This window comes from Pseudophaeobacter arcticus DSM 23566, from assembly GCF_000473205.1.
Classification (GTDB): domain Bacteria; phylum Pseudomonadota; class Alphaproteobacteria; order Rhodobacterales; family Rhodobacteraceae; genus Pseudophaeobacter; species Pseudophaeobacter arcticus.
This window is the reverse complement of record NZ_KI421507.1, coordinates 579,827-601,828: the sequence shown is the minus strand read 5'-3', so window position 1 is coordinate 601,828 and position 22,002 is coordinate 579,827. Positions and strand designations below refer to the sequence as shown.

Below are 22,002 nucleotides of genomic sequence, written 5' to 3'. Positions count from 1 at the left end.
ACCTATGCAACCGGATCCGAATGTATGGTCCCGCCTGTTCTTGGGTGGTAACCCCAGCGCAACAGGAGACATCAGATGAGCAACACCCCCGGCGCCATTACCCTGATCAAGCTGATCTGCCTCGGCCTGATCTGGGGGTCTTCTTTCATGGCGGTGTCCATCGCACTGGAAGGTTTCGGGCCGATGACAATTGCCGCGACGCGGATCACGTTAGGCGCCAGCGCACTGTTGCTCATCACTGCCATGATGCGCATTGAGCTGCCCTCGCTGAACACCCGTCACGGCCGGACTGTTTGGCTTGCCGCGCTGGGGATGGGGTTCTTTAGCAATGCGCTGCCCTTTTCCCTGCTCAGCTGGGGGCAGACCTACGTGGCCAGTGGCTTTGCCGGGGTCTGTATGGCCGTGGTGCCGCTCTTTGTGCTGCCGCTGGCGCATTTGCTGGTGCCCGGCGAGCGCATGACCCTGCGCCGTGTGCTGGGCTTTGCCATCGGCTTTAGCGGCGTTTTGACCCTTATCGGGTTCAAGGCTTTTGCGTCCGCCGGTAGTGATTTTGAATCCCTGGCACGACTGGCCTGTCTCGCGGCAGCGCTCTGCTATGCCATCGGCTCGATCATCACCCGGCTTTGTCCCAGCGTGAATATGCTCGCTCTCTCCGCTGCGGCGCTTAGCTGCGGCGCGGTGATGATTGTCCCAACAGCGCTGTGGCAAGAAGGTCTGCCGCCCAGCCTGCCAGCGGGGCGCTCGCTTTTGGCGGTGCTGTACCTCGGGCTGGTGCCGACCGCACTGGCACAGGTGCTTCTGGTTCAGGTGGCGCGCAGTGCCGGCCCCAGCGTCCTGTCCACCGTAAACTACCAAGTTCCGGTCTGGTCGGTGTTTTTTGGCGCGCTTTTGCTCAATGAGACCCTGCCGCCGCAGCTCTTTGCAGCGCTGGTCCTGATACTGGTGGGGCTTTTGATCAGTCGTACTCCGGTCCATCGTCAGCGCCCCTGACCCGATAAAACATCGGCCCAGCCCGAAGCAATTGCAATTGACCCCAGATGCAAAAAGCCATCTTTTGCGGATCAGACAGGAGCGCGACATCTATGCCGGATCAAATGGGGAAATACTGGCTGATGATTGCCACGCTTGGGTTTGTCTGGGGCGGGACCTTTCCGCTGATCAAACTTGCACTGGACGGGATTACCCCATTCTGGCTTGCTGCCGGGCGGATCGGATTTGCCGCTGGTTTGCTTGGTGTGGTCTGGGCCTGGCGTGGCTTTCTCCTGTTCAGGGGAGCGACCAACTGGTCAGCGGTGTTGATTATTGGCGCCTTCAGCACAGCCCTGCCCTTTATGCTGATCAACTGGGGGCAACAACATGTCTCTGCCGGGTTTACCGGCCTGAGCATGGCGGCAATCCCGCTGCTTGTCCTGCCCCTGGCGCATCTCTTCATTCCCGGAGAGCAAATGGTGCTGCGCCGCCTGGTCGGATTTGTCATTGGCTTTATCGGCGTCGCGATTTTGATCGGCGGCAAGGCCTTTGCCAGCAACCATTCAGACCTGGAGCTTTGGGGGCGCCTTGCCTGCGTATCAGCCGCTGGCTGCTATGCTGTCAGCTCTATCCTGACCCGCCGCCTGCCGCCGGTGGATCCGGTTGGTCTGGCGGCAGTTCTGTTGCTCATTGGCAGTGTCATCATCCTGCCCGTGGCCTGGGTCGTCGAAGGTGCACCGGCAATGCCCGACCATCAGACGCTTGCACTCATCGCTCTGCTCGGACTGATCCCAACGGCAGCGGCAAATCTGCTCCGGGTGATCGTGGTGCGCGAGGCCGGGCCGACCTTTATGACCCTCACCAACTATCAGGTGCCGGTCTGGGCGGTGCTGCTGGGCGCAATCTTCCTGAATGAAGCGCTGCCTGCTTCAATGCTGCTGGCCATGGCGCTGATCCTGACTGGCCTGTGCATCAGCCAATGGGGCGCCCTGACCCGGCTGTTCAACAGATCCCGGCAGGCCTAGGGCCAGGCCCATAGCCTCCAGGCCCCCAGTCACCAGACCCCCAGTCACCAGATCCCAAGTCGCCAGGCCCCTTCTAGCGGGTTGCCTGCCACAGCCGCAGGGCCTGAGCGGTTTCTGCCACGTCATGTACCCGAAGCATCTGCACCCCTTTGGCCACACCGGCCAAGGCAATGGCAATCGAACCCGGTGCGCGCTTGTCTGCCTGCGGCTCCTGCCCGATATCGCCGATAAAGCGCTTGCGGGAGACGCCCAGCAAGATCGGGCATCCCAACCCGTGAAACAGGCTCAACCCCTTGATAAGGGAAATATTATGCGCCTGAGTTTTGCCAAATCCAATGCCGGGATCAACCACGATCTGATCGCGCAATATCCCCGTCGCCTCGAGCCGGTCCACCTGTTTTTCCAGGTAGTCATAGACATCCAGCAGGACGTGATCATATCTCGGATCGTTCTGCATGGTTTCAGGATCCCCCTGGGAATGCATCACGCAGACCGGGGCGCCTGCCTGGGCCGCCAGCGGCGCCAAGGCCGCATCATAGGTAAAGCCCGAAACATCATTGACCAGCTGCGCCCCGGCCTCCAAAGCCTCCATCGCGACCGCCGCTTTCCGGGTATCAATCGAGATCGGCACTTCAGATGTCGCGCGAATACCGGCAATCACCGGAACGGTGCGGGCGATTTCTTCCTCTTCGGGCACAAAAGACGCGCCTGGGCGGGTGGATTCACCGCCGATATCAAGCATATGAGCACCGGCAGCCACCATATGCTGCGCCGCCTCCACACCGGCCTCAACACCAATATGGCGCCCCCCATCGGAAAAACTGTCCGGGGTGACGTTCAGGATACCCATGATTTTGGGGCGGGTCATATCAAGGCCCGCAATGGCCGCACGGCGGAAGGTCAGCCGATGGCGCACCTCAGTCGGGATCAGACCAACGGGTACGATCCGGGGCGGCGCCTCGCGGCTCAGCAATTCTACTTCTGAAAACCAAAGCGAGCCGCCTGCAAGCGTCAGCGCGCCTTCGGGTCGTGTCTCTCCATGCCGTACCAGAGGCCGGTAATACATCACAACTGGGTTTGCTCCACATTGACGACGCGCAGCGGTACCTGCGGGCTTTCAGGAGACTCAGCGCCAATAACAATCATCTCGCCCGCTTCAAAGGTTGCCGCAAACCAGGCTGCCAATGCAACCGATTCAGAAGGTGCCTCCGACGGGCCATCCACCGCGTCCAACACAATCTTTGACGGCGCCCAGACGCAGATTTGGCCATTTTTCATGGCCCAATCAAGCTCGGTCCTGGTGGCAACCACCACGCAGCGGTCATCTTTGGCGGCCAGGCGCCAGGCATTTTGTTCGATAGAAAGCAAATCAATTCGACGCTGAGTCATTTTATGGCCGGTTTTGGGCACCTCCAGCGGATGCGCTCCAACACAGAGAATCAGCGGTCGCTGTCGGCTTTCCATCTGGTCGATCCAGGTTTTGAAGTTTGCGCTGTCGATCGCGGCGTTTGACAGATACATCAATCGAGGATGCGGTGGTTCATCCTCCTCGACGCTGTGGCTGACCTGATCTTTTGAGCGGGCAATTTCCACCCCCAGGGCGCCGGGTCCGCGATCCAGTTTTTCGATACGTACAAAAACCCGCACCGCCTGGGGTTCATGCAAGATCCGCTCCGCAACCCGCTCCGCCAGTGTTTCCAAAAGATTAAGCCGTTCTGCCGCCAGTTCATAGGCGATGGCTTCGGTCACCTTGTCATAGGACAGGATGCGGTCCACATCGTCGTCCAGATCCGCAGGCAGCGGCGTCACCTCAACCACGACATTAAAGCTGATCCGCTGGGTATTGCCCCGTTCGGCCTGAAAGGCGCCAATTTCGACCTCAACCATATGATCGCGCAGGGAGATCCGATCCAAAGGACCAGGTCTGGCCGTCGCAGCGGCGCGTTCGGAAGGATGTTCAAAGGCGAGGCGAACTTCTGAAGACATGTGAAACGGGCCTTTGGCTGGCAAGAAGTAGAACGTCATTCAACGCGTAGACCGTAGTTTACGCCTTGGCCCGAGCCTTAACAGGCCCGCTTACGTCCGACTAGGCCCCGAATGCGGCGCGGCGGGGCTTCGCTTGGGCCAAAATCGGACTTCTAGCTCCCGGTGATTTCAGGCTCCACCCGCCAGGAGATGGCTGGGCTCAAAGCAAAATCGGCAGCCCAAGGATCAGAGTATTGGGTCATCAAAGTACCGGGTCATTAGGCCTCTCTGGGAGGGATCACTCGCTAGAGGCGGTGCGATACCGGTCATCGCGGTAGAACAGATGCACACCAATGCGGGTGGTTTTGGTGAAGCTGCGGCTCCAACGGGGACGCACTGCATTGGTATGATAGTAGGTTGCCCCCTGGGTGAGGTCAGGCGCTGCCCCGTCGACCACCAAGCGCGCAACCTTGGCGCCACGCACATAGGCATTTTTCTCCCGGATCACCTCTTCGTGGCCATCACAGGTATAGGTGAACTGGCACTGATAGCGCCGCCCGGTTCCCTGATTGATCACCCCGCACAGGGAGTTGGGAAACTGAGCGCTTTTCACCCGGTTCATGATCACCTCAGCCACTGCAAACTGACCCTTGACGGTTTCACCGCGCGCTTCGAAATAAAGCGCCTCTGCCAGGCAGGCGAAATTCTCATCGCCAGTGGCAACGGGCTGCTCATCCAGCCAATCCTTGGTAAAGGAAATATCCGCAGGCGAAGTTGTCTTGGGGCGAATTTTGAACCCAAGAAACCCCGACAGACGGGAGCCGGGTACCGAATTCAGGGTTGATTGCTCGCGCTTGAACAAGGCGCCCAAGCCGGTATCGGCCTTAGCCATTTGTCCCATCATTGTTGTTGCGACCACTAGGGCAGCCAAGGTCAGGAATTTCATGTCAGGGATCCTCAATTTGTCCACTTGCGCATGGCCTCCCCAGTCCAATGCGGTCGCCCCCTTTAACCACATTCCGGCAAAACGTCCAGTTCTGGGGCTTTCAGCCCCCCCAAACGCCCAAAGGCCCGGTCACAGATCTGCCTGTGCCGGGGTTGGAAAAAGCCAATTTTTCCTAATTTTATGTGTATGTTGGAGAAACTGCGCCTGTTTTCTCGCCAATCGCCAGCTGCGCCGCAGCCAATCGCACCACCGGAACCCGAAAGGGCGAACAGGACACGTAATCAAAGCCAGCCTCACGGCAAAAAGCAATCGATTCGGGGTTGCCGCCATGCTCGCCACAGATCGACAGGGTGACCTCGGGATTGGTACTGCGCCCACGCTGCACCCCAAGCTTCAACAGCTCCCCTACCCCGTCAACGTCCAGCACATGGAAGGGATCTTCGGGAAAGACGCCCTGCTGCACGTAATTGGACATAAACCGGCCCGCATCATCGCGCGACAATCCATAGGTCATCTGCGTAAGATCGTTGGTCCCGAAGCTGAGGAATGAGGTATGCGGAGCGATTTCATCCGCGCGCAATGCTGCCCGCGGTGTTTCCACCATAACCCCAAGACGGTAGTCAAAGCTTTCGCCCTGTTCGGCGGCAACCGCGGCGGCAACCGCATCAATGCGCGCCTTGACCAGCTCGACTTCGCGCTTGGCTGAGACCAGTGGGATCATCACCTCCGGCACCACCGCAGCCCCATCTTTTGAGGCCAAAAGCGTGGCTTCAAAAATCGCCCGCGCCTGCATGTCATAGATCTCCGGCACGGTGACGCCCAGACGCACCCCGCGCAGACCCAGCATTGGGTTATACTCCGCCATTTCCTCGACCCGTCGGGTGACATCGCTCACCGGAATATCCAAGGCCTCAGACAGCTCGCGCTGGCCCGTTTTACTGGTCGGCAGGAATTCATGCAGCGGCGGGTCAAACAGGCGGATGCAGACCGGTAACCCTTCCATGATGCGGAACAGCTCCAGAAAATCCTCACGCTGCATCGGCAACAGCCGCGCCAGAACTGCGGCCCGACCGCTGGAGGTATCGGCAAAGATCATCTCGCGCATCACCGTCAGGCGACCGGGATCAAAGAACATGTGCTCGGTCCGGCACAGCCCAATGCCCTGGGCATTGAATTTACGCGCCGTTAGGGCATCTGCCGGCGTATCGGCATTGGCGCGAATACCAATGTCACGGGCCTCATCCGCCCAGGCCAGCAAGGCCTGAAAGGCATCATCCTCCGCCGCCTCCAGCATCTCGGGCTTGCCCGACAGAACCTCTCCGCGGCTGCCATCAATGGTCACGATATCGCCGGCGTGAAAGACTTGGCCACTGGCGGAAATCAGTTGTTTCTTGCTGGCATCAAAGGTCATGTTCGACGCCCCGACAATGCTGGGCAGGCCAAGGCCACGTCCGATCACCGCCGCATGGCTGGTCATACCGCCCTTGCCGGTCAGAACCGCCACCGCCGCATGCATGCCGCGCACATCATCGGGCGAGGTTTCCCGGCGGACCAAAACGCAGGGCTCACCGCGTGCGGCGCTGGACTGCGCATCAGCCGCCGTAAACACCAGCTGTCCGGTAGCGGCACCCGGGCTGGCAGCAATGCCCGACCCGATCACATCCCGCACCGCGCTGGGGGCAACCTGTCGGTGCAACAGCTCGCTCAGCACATGGGCATCCACCCGCATGACAGCCTCATGTGGGGGGATGATCCCATCCTGCGCCAGCGCCACCGCGATCCGCACCGCCGCCCGTGATGAGCGCAGCACCCGCACCCCATCAAGGATATGCAGCTCGCCGTTCTGGATGACAAATTCCACCTGCATTTCTTCGCGCAGACGCTCCCGCATCAATGCCGCATCCGCCTTGATCGAGGCAAAGGCCTCCGGCGCCAGCTCCTCCAACGAGGGCCCCCGTGCATCTTTTTCCAGGAACAATGCCTCAGTGCCCGCCCCCAGGGCTTCGCGCCCCTGGCTTTGGCTCAGATAGCGCCCCGTCAACTGCGGCAGGCCAGTATCGGAATCCACCAGCTGCAATACCCCAGATCCACATTCCCCCTGCCCCAGACCAGGGATCATCTCTTGCACCACCAGCCCCAGACCGGCATCAGCCGGTGCCCCCTTGGCCTGGCGCAACAGCCGCGCCGAAGTGCCCTCCCAGGCCCGTGCCATCGAGCGCAGCACCGCCGCCAGCTGTTCGCCAGGATCCTGTGGGAAAACCTCGTCCGTCTCTGCCTCATAGGCCTGCAGGATTTCGCGCAGCGCATCCGGCCCGCCGTCTTCGACATCATCAAAAACATCCGGATCCAGCCGCGCCACATGCACCGCATAGGACTGCACAAACCGCAGGTACAACGAAGCGGCCGCCGCCTGCCCCAAGACCTCGCTCAAGGACAGATAGCGGGCATCGTTCATGCCGATATTCAGGATCGCCCCCGGTCCCCCCCAATCGGGCACCTCAGACGAGGGCCGCACGCAGAGCAGCGCATCCTCCGAAAACTCCGCCAGAATGGCGCCAATATCCGGCAGCTCGCCCGCAGCTGCCTTCTGCACCGCAGCAAAAGACAGGGCCACAGTGCGGGGAACCGGAAGATCCAGCCGCACCAGACGCTGCAGGCATTTGGCACGCCCACCATGATTTGCCGCCTCAATGGGGGCGGTGGCGGTGATCAACGTGGCAAGCGGGATCTCAGACATGGCTTTTCTGCACTGCGGCACCTTTTATTTACCTGCAGCATAATCACGCCAGCCCCCTTCGCAAGTGCCAAGCCCGGAGCCGCCGTTAAATTTCCCTAAGGCTCTCTTCCATGCCACAGCGCAGCTCTCACGCCGGAACCCGGCGTCTGGCCCCCAATCCAGGTCGAGGTCCGCACAGCAGCGGTCCTGCCTGGCACAGCAGGTTCAGCCTGAAAGCGCTCTTTTGGCCAAAGATTAGGTGACGCGCGCTGGCCTTTTTATGGGCAGAGCCGTCCTTATCTTTATGGGCAGAGCCGTCCTTATCGCATGTCTGCGCATAAAACAGGGGCCGCGCCAAAGCGCAGCCCCTGAATACACACCCCTGAAACTCTGGCACCAAATCTGATGTCAGGCTTCGATACGGGTCAGATCCGCCACCTGACCGCAAACCCTGCGGATCTGGCTCAGCAGGTTCAACCGGTTGCGACGGACAACGTCCTTGTCCGAATTCACCTGCACCGCTTCAAAAAACGCATCCACTGGCGCCCTCAGGGCCGCCATGCCGCCCATGGCGGCCGCGAAATCCTCGGCCTCGATGGCCGTGGAGATCGCTCCCTCGCTCGCAGCAAGCGCGGTGAAAAGAGCCTTTTCACTTTCGTCCTCGGCAAATTTCACATCAGCGCCATAGGAGTATTCCACCCCGTCCTTTTCCTCAGCCTGGATCAGAATGTTGTTGGCCCGCTTGAAGCCCTGCAACAGGTTGGTGCCATCCTCAGTCTTCAAAAAGTCTTCCAGCGCCCGGGCGCGTTTCACCAGCAGCGTCAGATCATCATTGCCCGCCATGGCAATGCAGGCGTCGATCACATCATGGCGAATGCCCTGATCCCGCAGGAAAACCTTCAGGCGGTCATGGAAAAAGGACAACAAATCATCCGACAGATCCGGCACTTTTGCTTCCAGATCCAGGAAGGGCCCGTCGGCCAGATCGCCAAGGTTTTCCTTGACCACCTTGAAGGCCGCCCCAAAGACACCGTGTTCGGCAATTTCTTTCAGCAGCGATGCGATATCTGCAGCGGGCAAGGAACTGTCCAGCGCGCTTTCGATCCGCAGCAGATGACCATCAAAAAACCGGTCCAAAGGCATGCGCGCATCATTTTCCAGTACCAGCCGGATCACCCCCAGTGCAGCGCGGCGCAGGGCAAAGGGGTCTTTCGACCCGGTGGGCTTTTCATCTATGGCCCAAAAACCGGTCAGCGTATCCAGCTTGTCTGCCAGCGCCACTGCCACCGAAACCGGCTCTGACGGCACATCATCAGAGGGGCCCAGCGGCGAATAATGCGCCTCGCAGGCATTGGCGACCTCTTGCGGCAGGCCAGCTGCCTGCGCGTAGTAACGCCCCATCAGCCCCTGCAGTTCGGGGAATTCATAGACCATTTCAGAGGACAAATCCGCCTTGGCCACCCGGGCTGCCTGTTCTGCCAGATCCGCATCAGCGCCCACAACCGGGGCAATCTCCCGCGCCAGGGCCGCAATGCGGTCGATACGTTCAGACTGCATCCCCAGCTTGTTGTGGAAGGTCACATTGCTGAGCTGCGCGGTCCAGGCCTCCATGCCGGTTGCCGACTTGGCAATGCGCAGGTCGTTTTCCCAAAAGAACTTGGCATCGGCCAGACGCGCCGACAGAACCTTTTGATTGCCCGCCAGAATGGTCGCGCCATGGTCTGCGGTCTCGCGGTTGGCAACGGTGACAAAGCCCTCGATCCGGCCTGTCTTTGGGTTCTTCACCGAAAAAAACTTCTGGTGCTCGCGCATACTGGTCTGCAGCACCTCCGCAGGCAGCTCCAGGAATTCGGCGTCGATATCGCCCAGCAGCACCACGGGCCATTCCACCAGGCTGGCCACTTCGGCCAAAAGCCCCTTGTCCTCAACCAGTTCCAGCCCACGGGCAAAGGCCTGGTTGCCGGCCTCCTGCCAGATCGCCTGGCTCCGCTCTGCCGGGTCCAGCACCACTTTGGCGCGCTTCAGCTTGGCCGCGTAATCCTCAAACCCGTGCACCGTGATCTCTCCCGGCGCCATAAAGCGATGCCCCTGGGTCACATTTCCCGCAACAATTCCGTCGATATCAAGCGGCACCACCGCGGATCCGTTTTCATCGCTGAGCTGACAGAGGATCGAATGCAATGGCCGCACCCAGCGCAGAGATCCAGTGCCCCAGCGCATGGACTTGGGCCAGGGAAAGTTGCGCACAGTTGCGTCCAGCACTTCGGCGATGATCTCAGCCGCCGGACGACCTGCTTTTTCAAGAGTCGCAAAGTAGACCGCGCCTTTTGGCGTATCGCGCTCTTCCAGCTGATCGCGGGTCAGCCCAGCGCCGCGCAGGAAGCCTTCGATCGCTTTTTCCGGTGCGCCAACCTTTGGCCCCTTGCGCTCTTCGCGCAGGGTGGGGCTTTCGGCCAGCAGGCCTTCCACCGCCAGGGTCAGACGGCGTGGCGTCGAAAACGCAGCGGCGCCTGCATAGGTGAGACCAGCCTCGACCAAACCATCGGTCATGCGCTTTTTCAGATCCTCAGCCGCACGCGCCTGCATGCGGGCCGGGATTTCTTCGGAAAACAGTTCAATCAGAAGGTCGGGCATCTGGGGTCCTCAGAAATTCACAATCGCCTGGATGACGATGGCATTGGCGATATCCACACAGAAGGCGGACACCAGGGGCAGTACTACAAAAGCAACAGGAGAGGGTCCATAGCCTTTGCTCACTGCGGTCATATTTGCAAGGGCGGCAAAGGGCGCCGCGCGGGCGGATCCGCCAAAACCCGCCGCCGGAACACCAAGGCGTCAGGTCGCCTGGGTCGATCTGACGCCAGATCGCTCCACTCAGTTACTCTGCGGGCGCGGTGGTCTGCGGGCGGGGCGGACAGGTTTCCCCAACAACGGTGCCATCATAGGCCTTTGCGCCACAGGCGTTCAGCTCGTGCCAGGCATAGCCCTGCCCCTGATCGGTCACAGCGACGATGCGATCCACCCCGTATGAGATATTCTTGACCGAGACAAAGGCCGTGGCAGTGCCTGCCTCCAAAGCCTCCCCAAGGGCCTCGGCATCAAAACAGTCAAACCAGCCCGGCGCAGTGCGCGGAAACTTTTGCTCTGAGACCTGAAACATCTGGGCCAATTCCTGCGGAGCCAGGGAGGTGGTGAAACAGGCGCGATAGCGAATAGGGGAACTACTGGCATCAATCGCCTGAAAGTCCCGATAGGCAATCGGCCTGGGGGTTTCTTCGCCCAACGGCAGCAAGACAACATCCTGCCCCGGCTTCAGTACCACCTCGTCATAATAACCATAGACCTGCAGGTAATACATCGCCCCGCCAGCCGCGAGGCCGGAGACCACAAGTACAATCGCAAGAAACTTACCCAACATTGGCAATCGCCCTCATTTTTTCTGACCAGCCTTCCCCCCTGCACGCCGCCCAGCAGTGCACAGGTGGGGCTTCGCCCAATTGACACCCACACATGTGGGTCAGCCGACAAAACCGCCAGCACTGGTCTGCACAAAGGCGTCAGCACATTGTTTGGACAGATTGCGCACCCGGCCGATATAGGCCTGACGCTCTGTCACCGAAATCACGCCGCGCGCGTCCAGCAGGTTAAAGATATGGCTGGCCTTGATACATTGATCATAGGCGGGATGCGCCATGATGATGCGCTTGCCGGTCTTGGGGTCGTCGTACTCCTGCGCCAGAATGGCAGCGCATTCGGCCTCTGCCTCTTCAAAGTGGCGCAGCAAGACATCCGTATTGGCAACGTCAAAGTTCCAGCGGGCGTATTCTTCTTCGGTTTGTTTGAACACATCGCCATAGGTCAGCGGGATTGGCGCTTGCGGGTCGTTGAACGGCATGTCCATCACGTGGTCAACGCCCAGCACATACATCGCCAGACGCTCCAGACCATAGGTCAGCTCACCCGAAACCGGGTGGCAGTCGTGGCCGCCGACCTGCTGGAAATAGGTGAACTGGCTGACTTCCATGCCGTCGCACCAGACTTCCCAGCCCAAGCCCCAGGCGCCCAGCGTCGGGCTTTCCCAGTCATCCTCGACAAAGCGGATATCATGCAGCGCCATGTCAACACCAATTGCCTCAAGACTGCCCAGGTAAAGCTCTTGCAGATTGGGCGGGCTGGGTTTGATCAGGGCCTGAAACTGGTAGTAGTGCTGCAACCGGTTGGGGTTTTCCCCATAGCGCCCATCGGTGGGACGGCGCGAGGGCTGCACATAGGCAGCGGCCCAGGGCTTGCTGCCCAGCGAGCGCAGGGTTGTCGCCGGGTGAAAGGTGCCAGCGCCCACTTCCATGTCATAGGGCTGCATGATGGCGCAGCCCTGGGCGGCCCAATAGCCTTGCAGCCGCAAAATGATCTCTTGGAAAGAGCGCGGAGTGGATCTGGTCTCGCCAGCGGTCATCGTGGCGCTCTGGCCCGCAGTTTGGCCCACAGTCTGGCCGGTCGCCTGGGTGGCGGTCGGGGTTGCGGTCTGGGTCATATCCAAATCCCTCGTATAAGCAGCAAATGCGGCTTTCTTCCTATGCAAGCCCCCCGGCAGGGTCAACGGCTAGAAGCACCCAATGCGGTGCAGATATGTGCCAAGGTGACAACAGAGCGTCTCAGCATGACATTTTGCCGTGGCATTAAGGCCATAATCACTAGATTGCTGCATCAAGTGAGGAATTCCCCCCTGCAAGGGGCGTTTCCTTTGCCGCCGCAAAATGCTTATCTGCGCGGCAATAATTTGGTCTACCGGGATAGGGTCCTGATAATGAGAAAATTGATTGCCGCATTGGTTCTGGCGCTCAATGCGCTTGCCATTCTTTTAGCTGCACCAGCGCAAGCGCAGCAAAACCCCCAGGACACAGTCTGGATCCAGGTGTCGGCGCGCCCCACCTTGGCCACGGCCAACCAGGAAGCACAGGCCTTTGCCGCCAAGATCCCGGATGTGGCCGGCTTCTCCCTTGGCGGTGGCTGGTACGGCATCCTGATCGGCCCCTATACCCGCGAAGATGCGGATCGAGTGTTGCAGGTCTACCGGTCCGAGGGTCAGATCCCGCGCGACAGCTTTATCGCCCTGCCCAGCAACCTGCGAAATCAGTTCTACCCCTTGGGTGAAGGCTCTGCGCAGGCCACCCAGCCTGCCCAGGCTCCCGCAGCCATTGCCTCCACTGAGGTGGCACCGACCCAAGAGGCACAAACTGCAGAGCCCGTGGTGATCGCGGAACCCGCCACCTCTGCCCTGCCCGACGAAAGCCCCGCCGAGGCCCGGCGCAGCGAGCAAGCCCTGAGCCGCGATGAGCGTAAAGAACTGCAAACCGCGCTCCAGGCCGCCGGGTTCTACAACTCGGCCATTGATGGCGCCTTTGGCCGTGGCACCCGCGGGTCGATGTCGGACTGGCAGGCCGCCAAGGGGTTTGAGATCACAGGCGTGCTGACCACGGCACAGCGCCAGGTTTTGCTGGACGACTACAACGCTCCGCTGATCTCGGTTGGGATGCGTCGCATCACGGACTCGCAGGCCGGTATCTCGCTGGAAATCCCTGCGGGCGAGGTTGCCTTTAACCGATATGAGCCTCCCTTTGCCCATTTTGACAGCACAGGCGATCTGGGTGTTCGGGTTCTGCTGATCAGCCAGCGCGGCGACAAAAGCACGCTCTATGGTCTTTATGACATCATGCAGACTTTGGAAATTGTGCCGCTGGAAGGCCCACGTGAGCGCACAAACGACAGCTTCACCCTGGAAGGACGCAACAACCGCTTTGTCTCCGTTACCCAGGCCAGCCTCAAAAACGGTGAGATCAAGGGCTTCACCCTCATCTGGCCCGCCGGAGACGAGGCCCGCCGCAGCCGCGTTCTGTCTGCCATGCAGGCGAGCTTTGAGCGCAGCGAAGGCGTGCTCAATGATGCCGCAGGCGCCGATATTCAGCAGGACATTGACCTGCTGTCTGGCCTGGAAATTCGCAAACCCAAAATGTCGCGCTCTGGCTTTTTTGTCAGCAGCGACGGTGTGGTTGTGACCACCGCCGATGTGGTGCAGGGCTGCACCCGGGTCACCCTGGATTACGGCTATCTCGCTGAAATCCTAACCGCTGACCCCCAATCGGGCATGGCGATCCTGCGTTCAACCCAGGCCCTGGCGCCGATTGCCGTTGCTGAACTCAGCCCGCAAAGCCCACGACTGCAATCCGAAATCGCCGTATCCGGCTTCTCCTACGAAGGCGTGCTAGGAGCGCCCAGCCTCACCTGGGGCAAGCTGGCGGATGTCAAAAGCCTGGAAGGCGACAACAGTGTCGCCCGCCTGGCGCTTGCCGCCCAGCCCGGTGACGCAGGGGGTCCGGTGGTGGATGCCTCCGGTGCGGTGCTTGGTATGTTGCTGCCGCAGACGGCGCAGGGGCGTCAATTGCCCGCCGGGGTGAGCTTTGCGGTAAATGCCGAGGCGATTCGTGGCGCCATGGAAGCGGCTGGTCTGAATGTTCAGACCCAGCTCAGCGGCGCGGCCTTGCCAAACCAGGCCCTGGTGAAGCGGGCCACCGGCATGACTGTTCTTGTCAGCTGCTGGGAATAAACACGCTCAGCCTTACCTCATACCCTTTCCTGAGGCAGCACTGCGCTGGCTCAGGAATGATACAAAAAAGACGCTGGTGGACATCCCGCCAGCGTCTTTTTCTTTGAATTTGTTCTTGGGCCAGACCGCCCCTCTGCCCATCTGTCTGTCTGCCCGCCCGTCAGGCTACCTGTCAGGCTACCCGTCAAACCGTGCCCCTTAACGTGCCCATTAAAACGCCTGTCAGTAGGCGTGGATGCGCCCATCCCAAGTATGAAAACAGCCGGTGATCTCCAACGACAGTATGTCAAATTCCCGGATCAAACCGCTGGCGGACTCCGCAACGCTGATGTCGCCTTCCTCACCGCCCATTTCGGTCCGCACCCAACCGGGATGGTAGATCCCAACAGCAATCCCTTCTGGCCGCAGATCGGTGGAGAGGTTGCGCCCCAGGTTCAGCACCGCCGCCTTGGAGGCCCGATAGGCATAGCTGCCACCAGGGGCGCGGGCATGGCTGGCCATCTGCGACGAGATGATTGCGATCTTTGGCGTCGTGCCCAATCGCAGATTTGGCAGTAGCGCCTGTATGGTCAGAAAAACACCGGTCACATTCGCTGCCAGACTCTGGCTCCAGATTTCGGCAGTGTAGTCCTCCAGTGCAAGCCCCTTGTCGAGATAAACCCCGGCGTTGCAGACCAACAGATCAATCGGACGATCCCCAAGATGCGCCGCAAACCGAGCCTGTTGATCCGGGTCGGTCACATCCAGCGCCACATCAGACGAGCCATCGCGCGCGGTTCCTGTGACCACATGGCCTGCCGCATTCAACTGGGACGCCATTTCGCGGCCAATTCCGCGATTGGCACCGGTAATCACTACATGCATAAGAATCTGCCTCTTGCTTGGTCATAGGGGTTAATCTGTGGGTGGCGCATCTGTGCCGGGCTCATTTGTGAAGACCTCTAGTTGGTTTTACGACTCCGCCCAAAGGGCAGCGGCAAAACCGGGATTCCCTCTTCGATCAAGGCCTTGGCCTCTTCTGGTTTGGCCTCCCCGTAGATCGCACGTTCCGGGGCATCGCCCAGATGCATGGCACGGGCCTCGCTGGCAAAATCCTTACCCACGTAGTCAGAGTTCTCTTCCACCTTGCGGCGCAGCTCGCTCAGGGCTTTTTCCATCTCTGCCGCCTGCCCGCTCATCGGGGTGCTCAGCGCGCCGCGACCACTATTAGGAACAGCAACCGCAGCAGAGTTGTCGGCGGAAGGAGCCGCCGTGGATGTGGTCTGCAGCTCTGGCACCTCAGGCCTGTTCCGCTCAGGCTCACCAATACCCGAGACAGCCTTGCGTCCGGTGCGCACCCGCGGCGCCATGATGGCTTTCTCAACCTCGGTGCTGCCGCAAAAGGCACAGGCCACCAGACCGGCCGCCGCCAATTTGTCAAAAGCGGAAGCGGATTGAAACCAGCTGTCAAAGCTATGCCCTTGGGCGCATTTAAGGCTGTAGTTTATCATTCTCGTACTCGTAGCAGGCTTTGCTGAATAGCGGGCCAACAAATGTAATATCAAGAGGGGAAATATACCGCAGCCCCGCCTGATCTTGTCCTGATGTTGTCCTGGTGCCCCGCCAGAGGCAGCGGTTTACCCCCCCCGGCAGGTCAACGATATTCTGCGGCCTACCGCAAGGCTAGTGTTTCAATGGCAGACGACTGATAAAATCCGCCAGCAGCTCCGCCTCTGACTGATCCGCCTCGATCGCCAGACGGCGCAGGCCAAAATGCACCAGGGCAACCTCATGGTAATAGCCGGAGTAAACATAATTCACCGTCGCCCCAGCAGCGGCCCCAAGGATGGGCACCGATTGCGCCGCCAGTTTGTGCCCCATCGCAGTGGCCAGTCGCGGCGCCACAGTGGCGATGACTTGATTGAGCGCCTGACCTGACAGGCTGAACCGCAGGGAGACAAAGGCGGTGTCGCTGCCATCGTCCCGCGCCAGTGGCCCCGCCGAGGCAAAGACCCGCAAACAATCAAACATGACGCTCTCGGCATTGGGGTCGAAGCCTTCGGTTGCTGCGGCATCCTGGATCGTTCGTAGCAAAAAGGCGGTTGTGGCGGGCAGCTCGACCAGGGCCCCCGGCAATCCGGCAGCCCCACCTGCGGCACCCATCGCGGTGCTGATCAAACGGTTCACCCGGCGCGATTGGCCCGGCACCACCCGCCGTGACTGTCGCGCCGCCTGCATCGCCAGATGTAATGCCCGTTCGGTGGCCTGCCCCAGCTGGGCACGCGGCCCGGCGGGCATCTGCGCCAAAAGGCTCTCGACTTGCCCGCCGATCATATTCAGAAGGTTCACCCCCAGACCGCTGGCCGCGCGGTAGCGCCGCGCTAGGGCATCCAGCTCGGCCTCGATCTCAACCGGTGACAGGTCGCCGTGCTGCTGCAGAATTTCGCTCATGTGCTTTGGCCCTCTCTGTCAAAGAGATTGGCCCCCTGCGCCCCGGTTTCAAGGTCCTCCCCGCGTGAGCTCTGCCCCCTGCCAGCGCGTGACCCGGCCCCGGACCCCCTCCCAAACCTCGGATTGCGCGTCCAGACCCAGCACGCGCTCGGGGTTGGTGGGGGGCGGCATTTCCACATCCCACAGCCGCTCAAAGCCAAAACGGCGGTAGTAGGGCGCGTCCCCCACCAGCATGACACGGTGCCAGCCCTGTTCGGCGGCCTTGGCCAGGCTGTCGCGAATAAGCGAGCCGCCCAGCCCCTCGCCCTGGTGGGTGGGGTGCACCGCCACCGGCCCCAGCAAAAGCGCCGTCACCCTGTGCGGCTCTTTCTTGGATTCCTGTTGTGGCTCTGTGGCTTGTGGCTCTGTGGCGATTGGTTCGGCACCGGTTGACTCCAGGCTCTCGTCCAGCGGTGATCTGCGCGCCGGGATCTCGATATGGACCGGCCAGAACCGGATTGCCCCGGCCAGAATGCCCAACTCGTCGCGGGCAACCTGGCTCAACCCCGGAACAGGTGGCACATCATCGCGCAGACGGTACGACGACAGGGCCTCGCGCCCGGGCGCAAAGCACAGGTCATACAGCGCCTCCACCTCCCAGCGGTCACCGGGCTGTTCTGCCATGAGTTCGATCACGCCGTTTGGCCTCCCGTCCCTGCCCTCACCTCAAGGGGCTGGAAATCGCCCTAGCACGGGCGTAAGCCTGGGGCAAACAATTGGAGACGCGCCATGTTCTACCGCCCCGAAGACGGCCACGGGTTGCCGCACAACCCCTTTAACGCCCTGATTACTCCCCGCCCGATCGGCTGGATTTCCTCCCGCGCGGCGGATGGCAGCAACAATCTGGCCCCCTACTCCTTCTTCAATGGCGTCGCCTATACGCCACCGCAGGTGATGTTTGCCTCCACCGGCAGCAAGGACGACCAGCCAGGCACCAAGGACAGCCTTGCAAATATCGAAGAAACCGGCGTGTTCTGCGTCAATATCGTGGCTTTCGAGATGCGCGATGCGATGAATGCCAGTTCCGAGACCCTGCCCAAAGAGGTGGATGAGTTCTCCCATGCGGGGCTCACAGCCGTGGATTGCGACACCATCAACTGCGCCCGCATTGACGGCGCCCCCGCAGCGCTGGAATGCAAACTGACCCAGATCGTCACCCTGCCCGGCGTGGCAAACCGCGTCGCCTTTGGCGAGGTCACCGGCATTCACCTGCGCGATGACTGCCTGCGCGATGGCATTTTTGACGTCACGCGTTTTCAACCCCTGGCCCGTATGGGCTACCGTGATTACACCGTCGTGCGGGATGTGTTCTCGCTGGCCCGCCCTGATGATTGAGCCCCACTGATGCCCCTCCCAGATCCCGCCCTGCGCAATCCCATTATCCTCCCCGATGGCCAGGCCCATGCCGGGACCGTGATGCTGTCTCAGGCCATCACCCATCCCAACTTTCAGGTTGGCGCCTTCAGCTATGCCTCGGATTTCTCACCTCCACAGGACTGGGCCAGCCATCTTGCGCCCTATCTCTTTGCTGGCGCCCGCGAGCGCCTGGTGATCGGGCGCTTCTGCCAAATTGCCCATGGTGCGCGCTTTATCACCGCCTCCGCCAATCATGCGCAGGATGGCCTCAGCTGTTATCCTTTCCCGGTGTTTGATCCCGCGCAGATGGCCGGTTTTCAGCCAGACACCCGCGATACGGTGATCGGCAATGATGTTTGGATCGGCTATGGTGCGCTGATCCTGCCCGGCGCCCGTATCGGCGATGGCGCCATCATCGGTGCCGGGGCTGTGGTGCGGGGCACCGTCCCCCCCTATGGCATTGTCACCGGCAATCCCGCCAGCCTGCAGCGGTTTCGCTTTTCCAAACCACAGATCGCCCGCCTGTTGTCGCTGAAATGGTGGAACTGGCCGCAAGAGCTGCTGGCCCGCGCCGAACCCGCGCTTCTGGCAGGAGACCTGGAGATGCTGGAAAGCCTGGCACCTGACTGATATCGCCCAGGCCACAGCTCCCCGTGCAGCCAGCCACTACAGCCAGCCACCGCAGCCGACCTGTGCAACCGACCTGTGCAGCCTCTGCTTGGGCCAACACTGCCGAGGCGCGCTTCTAAAAAAACAGCCGCGCCCCGGCAGGGGCGCGACCGCTCAACAACAGCAAGATTGGTCTTCAGAAAGATTGATCCTGGGGCTAGTGCCCCCCCAGGATCCCGGTCTTGACAGAATAGTCCGCCGCCACCTGATATTCAGGATCGTCATCACTATCGATCATCAAATGACCCGCTTTGGTCAACAGCTCATGGCAGTCACGGCTGAGATGCCGCAGCATCAGCACCTTGCCCGCCGCCTCATATTTGCCCGCAATCGCCTCAATGGCTTGCAGCGCCGACTGATCAACCACGCGACTGCGGCCAAACTCAACAATCACCTTGTCGGGGTCATTTTCCACATCAAACAGCTCGATAAACCCGTCGGTAGAGCCAAAGAACAGCGGCCCCTCGATCTCATAGACCTTGGCGCCCTGCTCGCTTTCTGACTGACGGGTGATCGCGTGAATACGGCGCGCATTGCTCCAGGCATAGGCCAGAGCCGAGACAATCACCCCAACCACAACCGCAATGGCCAAATCGCTCATCACCGTCACCACCGTCACCAGCACGATGACAAAGGCATCCATTGGTGGAACTTTGGTCATGATCTTCAGGCTGTTCCAGGCGAAGGTTCCGATCACCACCATGAACATCACCCCAACCAGCGCCGCCAGCGGGATCTGCTCAATCAAGGGCGAGGCCACCACAATAAAGGTCAAAAGACACAGCGCCGCCACGATACCGGCAATCCGGGTGCGCCCCCCGGATTTCACATTGATCATCGACTGGCCAATCATGGCGCAGCCCCCCATTCCACCAAAGAAGCCAGTTATCACATTGGCAGTCCCCTGCGCGATGCATTCCTGGCTGGCGCCGCCACGCTTGCCGGTGATTTCACCCACCAGGTTCAGGGTCAGCAGGCTCTCAATCAAACCAATGGCCGCCAGAATGACCGCATAGGGGAAAATGATCCGCAGCGTTTCCAGGTTCAGCGGCGCCAAAGCATCCCCGTAGATGCCGATCCCCTGCCCAAAGGGATTGTGAATGGACGGCAAAGCCCCCTTGATCGAGGCCATATCGCCCACGCGGGGCACATCCAGACCAAAGACAATGACAATCCCGGCCACAATGCCAATGCCAGCCAGTGGCGCCGGAATGATCGAGGTGATCCGCGGCGTCGCCCAGATGATCACCATGGTCAGCCCCACAAGGCCCAGCATCAGCATCATCGGCATGCCCGACAGCCACTCAGCGCCGCCCGTACCCGGTACTTTGAACTGGGTCATCTGGGCGAGAAAAATCACAATCGCCAAGCCGTTGACAAAGCCCAGCATCACCGGATGTGGCACCAGGCGGATAAATTTCCCCCAATGCATCACCCCGGCAATCACCTGCAGGATGCCCATCAAAACCACGGTGGCAAAAAGATACTCAACCCCGTGCTGCGCCACCAGCGCGACCATGACAACCGCCAGCGCCCCGGTGGCGCCGGAAATCATCCCGGGACGGCCGCCAATCAGCGCCGTGACCAGACCCACCAGAAAAGCCGCATATAGCCCCACCAGGGGATGCACCCCGGCGACGAAGGCAAAGGCCACCGCCTCGGGAACCAGAGCCAGTGAAACAGTGAAACCCGACAGGATCTCGGTGCGCACGCGGGCAACAGACCAGCCCTCGTCCTGCATGATCGAAAGGTTCGGCGGGGAAATACGATTGGCCAGCAGGGCCATGGCGGCGCGTCTCATGGGGGATACCTGTGATTGGAGGAGCTTGGTGTTCGCTGCCCGCCCCTAGCGGAAATTCGCCGATGGCACAAGGGCAGAGCCCTTCCCGCCATCGGCAACCAAAGGCAGCAATCGCCAGCTGCGCTCCCAGCCGCCGCCCCAGACTCCATACCAGACTCCATACCAGACCCCAAACCTGACACCATATCCGACACCATATCCGACACCATCCCCAGCTTTTGTGAAACCCAAGGTGGGTCACGCGACCTCTGCCCCCGCCAACAAAAACGCCGCCCCCTGCGCCCTGCAGCCGGCCTTTCATCTTACCCAAAATACCTCCGCCGGAGGCGAAAAATGCTCCAGCCACAGCCCCGGCAGTTGTCAAACCACCTCAGGGCAGGCACAACCCAGTATAGCGCCAGTCTAGTGGCAAAAAAGCAGGAGTGTAGCACGTGACCCAGGACACCATGATCGCCGTCATTGGCGGCTCAGGCATATACGAGATCGACGGGCTGGAAGCTGCGGAATGGGTCTCTGTCGACACCCCCTGGGGCGCTCCTTCGGATCAGATCCTCACCGGACATCTGGATGGGGTCAAAATGGCCTTTCTGCCCCGGCATGGTCGCGGCCATGTGCATTCGCCAACCGAAGTGCCCTACCGCGCCAATATTGACGCGCTCAAACGACTGGGCGTGACAGATGTCTTTTCCGTCTCTGCCTGCGGCTCCTTCCGTGACGCCATGGCACCGGGCGATTTTGTCATCATTGATCAGTTCATCGACCGCACCTTTGCCCGCGAAAAAAGCTTCTTTGGCACCGGCTGCGTCGCCCATGTCAGCGTCGCCCATCCGACCTGTGCGCGGCTCTCTGATGCGGCCGAGCAGGCCGCCAAATCTGCCGGGGTTACCGTGCATCGCGGCGGCACCTATCTTTGCATGGAGGGGCCGCAATTTTCCTCCATCGCCGAAAGCAAAATGTACCGCGAAAGCTGGGGCTGCGATGTCATCGGCATGACCAATATGCCAGAGGCAAAACTGGCGCGCGAAGCAGAGCTCTGCTATGCCTCCATTGCCATGGTCACCGATTACGACAGCTGGCACCCGGACCATGGGGCGGTTGATATCAGCGATATCCTGGCGACGCTTCAGGGCAATTCCAGCAATGCCCGTGAACTGGTGCGCCGCCTGCCCGCTCTGCTGGGCAAACAGCGCGACCTCTGCCCGCATGGCTGTGATCGCGCCCTGGAGTTTGCCGTGATGACCGCGCCGGAAAAACGCGATCCTGCCCTGTTGGCCAAACTGGACGCGGTGGCAGGTCGCGTTCTGGGCTAAGATGAGCCTCCAACCGCCAATCGGGCAACAACACAACAGGGGGGCGGTTTCTTACGACTGCCCGCTTTATTTTCCACCGCTTCGCCCCTTGATAGACAGCATGTTTCCCCAGTTTTTATTGACGAGATCATAGCAACATGCGCCTTCACGGATTGGATATCTCACGATTTTTGAG

Annotated in this window: 18 protein-coding genes and 1 pseudogene; 6 read left to right on the top strand and 13 right to left on the bottom strand. The window is 60.7% G+C overall.

Features of this window, described 5'->3' with window-relative positions; translation table 11 throughout:
- Nucleotides 1–75 precede the first annotated feature (75 nt).
- Complete coding sequence (locus tag ARCT_RS0106880) at nt 76–990, top strand: DMT family transporter (protein WP_027239401.1); 915 nt, start codon at nt 76–78, stop codon at nt 988–990.
- A gap of 92 nt (nt 991–1,082) precedes the next feature.
- Nucleotides 1,083–1,994 (top strand): DMT family transporter, encoded by a 912-nt coding sequence (locus ARCT_RS0106875; RefSeq protein ID WP_027239400.1) that lies wholly within the window; start codon nt 1,083–1,085, stop codon nt 1,992–1,994.
- Nucleotides 1,995–2,067: 73 nt separating this feature from the next.
- Here the strand turns inward: ARCT_RS0106875 and folP are convergent, their stop codons facing one another.
- From folP to ARCT_RS0106835, 8 genes and pseudogenes are all read right to left on the bottom strand, one after another.
- Nucleotides 2,068–3,063: a dihydropteroate synthase gene (gene folP / locus ARCT_RS0106870; protein WP_027239399.1), complete on the bottom strand. Its 996-nt coding sequence runs from the start codon at nt 3,061–3,063 to the stop codon at nt 2,068–2,070.
- A complete protein-coding gene (locus tag ARCT_RS0106865; RefSeq protein WP_027239398.1) occupies nt 3,060–3,980 on the bottom strand; it encodes a dihydroneopterin aldolase in 921 nt (306 codons plus the stop codon). Before ARCT_RS0106865 ends, folP begins: the two co-directional genes overlap by 4 nt.
- A 277-nt stretch (nt 3,981–4,257) precedes the next feature.
- The gene (locus ARCT_RS0106860) at nt 4,258–4,905 is read right to left on the bottom strand and encodes a cell wall hydrolase (protein WP_051360582.1); all 648 of its coding nucleotides are present in this window, start codon (nt 4,903–4,905) and stop codon (nt 4,258–4,260) included.
- Nucleotides 4,906–5,083: 178 nt separating this feature from the next.
- Nucleotides 5,084–7,642, bottom strand: a complete 2,559-nt coding sequence (locus tag ARCT_RS0106855; RefSeq protein WP_027239396.1) for a putative PEP-binding protein — start codon at nt 7,640–7,642, stop codon at nt 5,084–5,086.
- Nucleotides 7,643–8,029: 387 nt separating this feature from the next.
- Nucleotides 8,030–10,255 (bottom strand): glycine--tRNA ligase subunit beta, encoded by a 2,226-nt coding sequence (gene glyS / locus ARCT_RS0106850; protein WP_027239395.1) that lies wholly within the window; start codon nt 10,253–10,255, stop codon nt 8,030–8,032.
- Nucleotides 10,256–10,264: 9 nt separating this feature from the next.
- Nucleotides 10,265–10,456: pseudogene (locus tag ARCT_RS27475) on the bottom strand (sodium/glutamate symporter); the annotation flags it as partial.
- Nucleotides 10,457–10,499: 43 nt separating this feature from the next.
- Nucleotides 10,500–11,039, bottom strand: coding sequence for a DUF6446 family protein (locus ARCT_RS0106840; RefSeq protein ID WP_027239394.1), 540 nt, complete (start codon nt 11,037–11,039; stop codon nt 10,500–10,502).
- Nucleotides 11,040–11,138: 99 nt separating this feature from the next.
- Nucleotides 11,139–12,074: a glycine--tRNA ligase subunit alpha gene (locus ARCT_RS0106835; protein WP_027239393.1), complete on the bottom strand. Its 936-nt coding sequence runs from the start codon at nt 12,072–12,074 to the stop codon at nt 11,139–11,141.
- Between the two features lie 351 nt (nt 12,075–12,425).
- On the opposite strand from ARCT_RS0106835, the gene ARCT_RS0106830 reads away from it, so the two are divergent.
- Nucleotides 12,426–14,222, top strand: coding sequence for a trypsin-like peptidase domain-containing protein (locus ARCT_RS0106830; RefSeq protein WP_027239392.1), 1,797 nt, complete (start codon nt 12,426–12,428; stop codon nt 14,220–14,222).
- A 222-nt stretch (nt 14,223–14,444) separates the two neighbouring features.
- Here ARCT_RS0106830 and ARCT_RS0106825 read toward each other — a convergent pair whose 3' ends face one another.
- The 4 genes from ARCT_RS0106825 to ARCT_RS0106810 form a co-directional block, all read right to left on the bottom strand.
- Nucleotides 14,445–15,086, bottom strand: a complete 642-nt coding sequence (locus ARCT_RS0106825) for an SDR family oxidoreductase (RefSeq protein ID WP_027239391.1) — start codon at nt 15,084–15,086, stop codon at nt 14,445–14,447.
- 77 nt (nt 15,087–15,163) lie between these two features.
- Nucleotides 15,164–15,712, bottom strand: a complete 549-nt coding sequence (locus ARCT_RS0106820; RefSeq protein ID WP_027239390.1) for a DUF1178 family protein — start codon at nt 15,710–15,712, stop codon at nt 15,164–15,166.
- A 172-nt stretch (nt 15,713–15,884) separates the two neighbouring features.
- Entirely contained in the window at nt 15,885–16,652 is a 768-nt protein-coding gene (locus ARCT_RS0106815) for an EcsC family protein (RefSeq protein WP_027239389.1), read from the bottom strand.
- A 48-nt stretch (nt 16,653–16,700) separates the two neighbouring features.
- The gene (locus ARCT_RS0106810; RefSeq protein ID WP_027239388.1) at nt 16,701–17,327 is read right to left on the bottom strand and encodes a GNAT family N-acetyltransferase; all 627 of its coding nucleotides are present in this window, start codon (nt 17,325–17,327) and stop codon (nt 16,701–16,703) included.
- 93 nt (nt 17,328–17,420) lie between these two features.
- Between ARCT_RS0106810 and ARCT_RS0106805 the strand changes: the two genes are divergently transcribed.
- Both ARCT_RS0106805 and ARCT_RS0106800 read left to right on the top strand, forming a co-directional pair.
- The gene (locus ARCT_RS0106805) at nt 17,421–18,026 is read left to right on the top strand and encodes a flavin reductase family protein (RefSeq protein WP_027239387.1); all 606 of its coding nucleotides are present in this window, start codon (nt 17,421–17,423) and stop codon (nt 18,024–18,026) included.
- A 9-nt stretch (nt 18,027–18,035) separates the two neighbouring features.
- Entirely contained in the window at nt 18,036–18,677 is a 642-nt protein-coding gene (locus tag ARCT_RS0106800; RefSeq protein ID WP_027239386.1) for a CatB-related O-acetyltransferase, read from the top strand.
- Between the two features lie 196 nt (nt 18,678–18,873).
- Here ARCT_RS0106800 and ARCT_RS0106795 read toward each other — a convergent pair whose 3' ends face one another.
- A complete protein-coding gene (locus ARCT_RS0106795) occupies nt 18,874–20,517 on the bottom strand; it encodes a SulP family inorganic anion transporter (RefSeq protein WP_027239385.1) in 1,644 nt (547 codons plus the stop codon).
- A gap of 446 nt (nt 20,518–20,963) precedes the next feature.
- Here ARCT_RS0106795 and ARCT_RS0106790 point away from each other — a divergent pair, with 446 nt between their 5' ends.
- The gene (locus ARCT_RS0106790; RefSeq protein WP_379574911.1) at nt 20,964–21,827 is read left to right on the top strand and encodes an S-methyl-5'-thioadenosine phosphorylase; all 864 of its coding nucleotides are present in this window, start codon (nt 20,964–20,966) and stop codon (nt 21,825–21,827) included.
- Nucleotides 21,828–22,002: the final 175 nt, after the last annotated feature.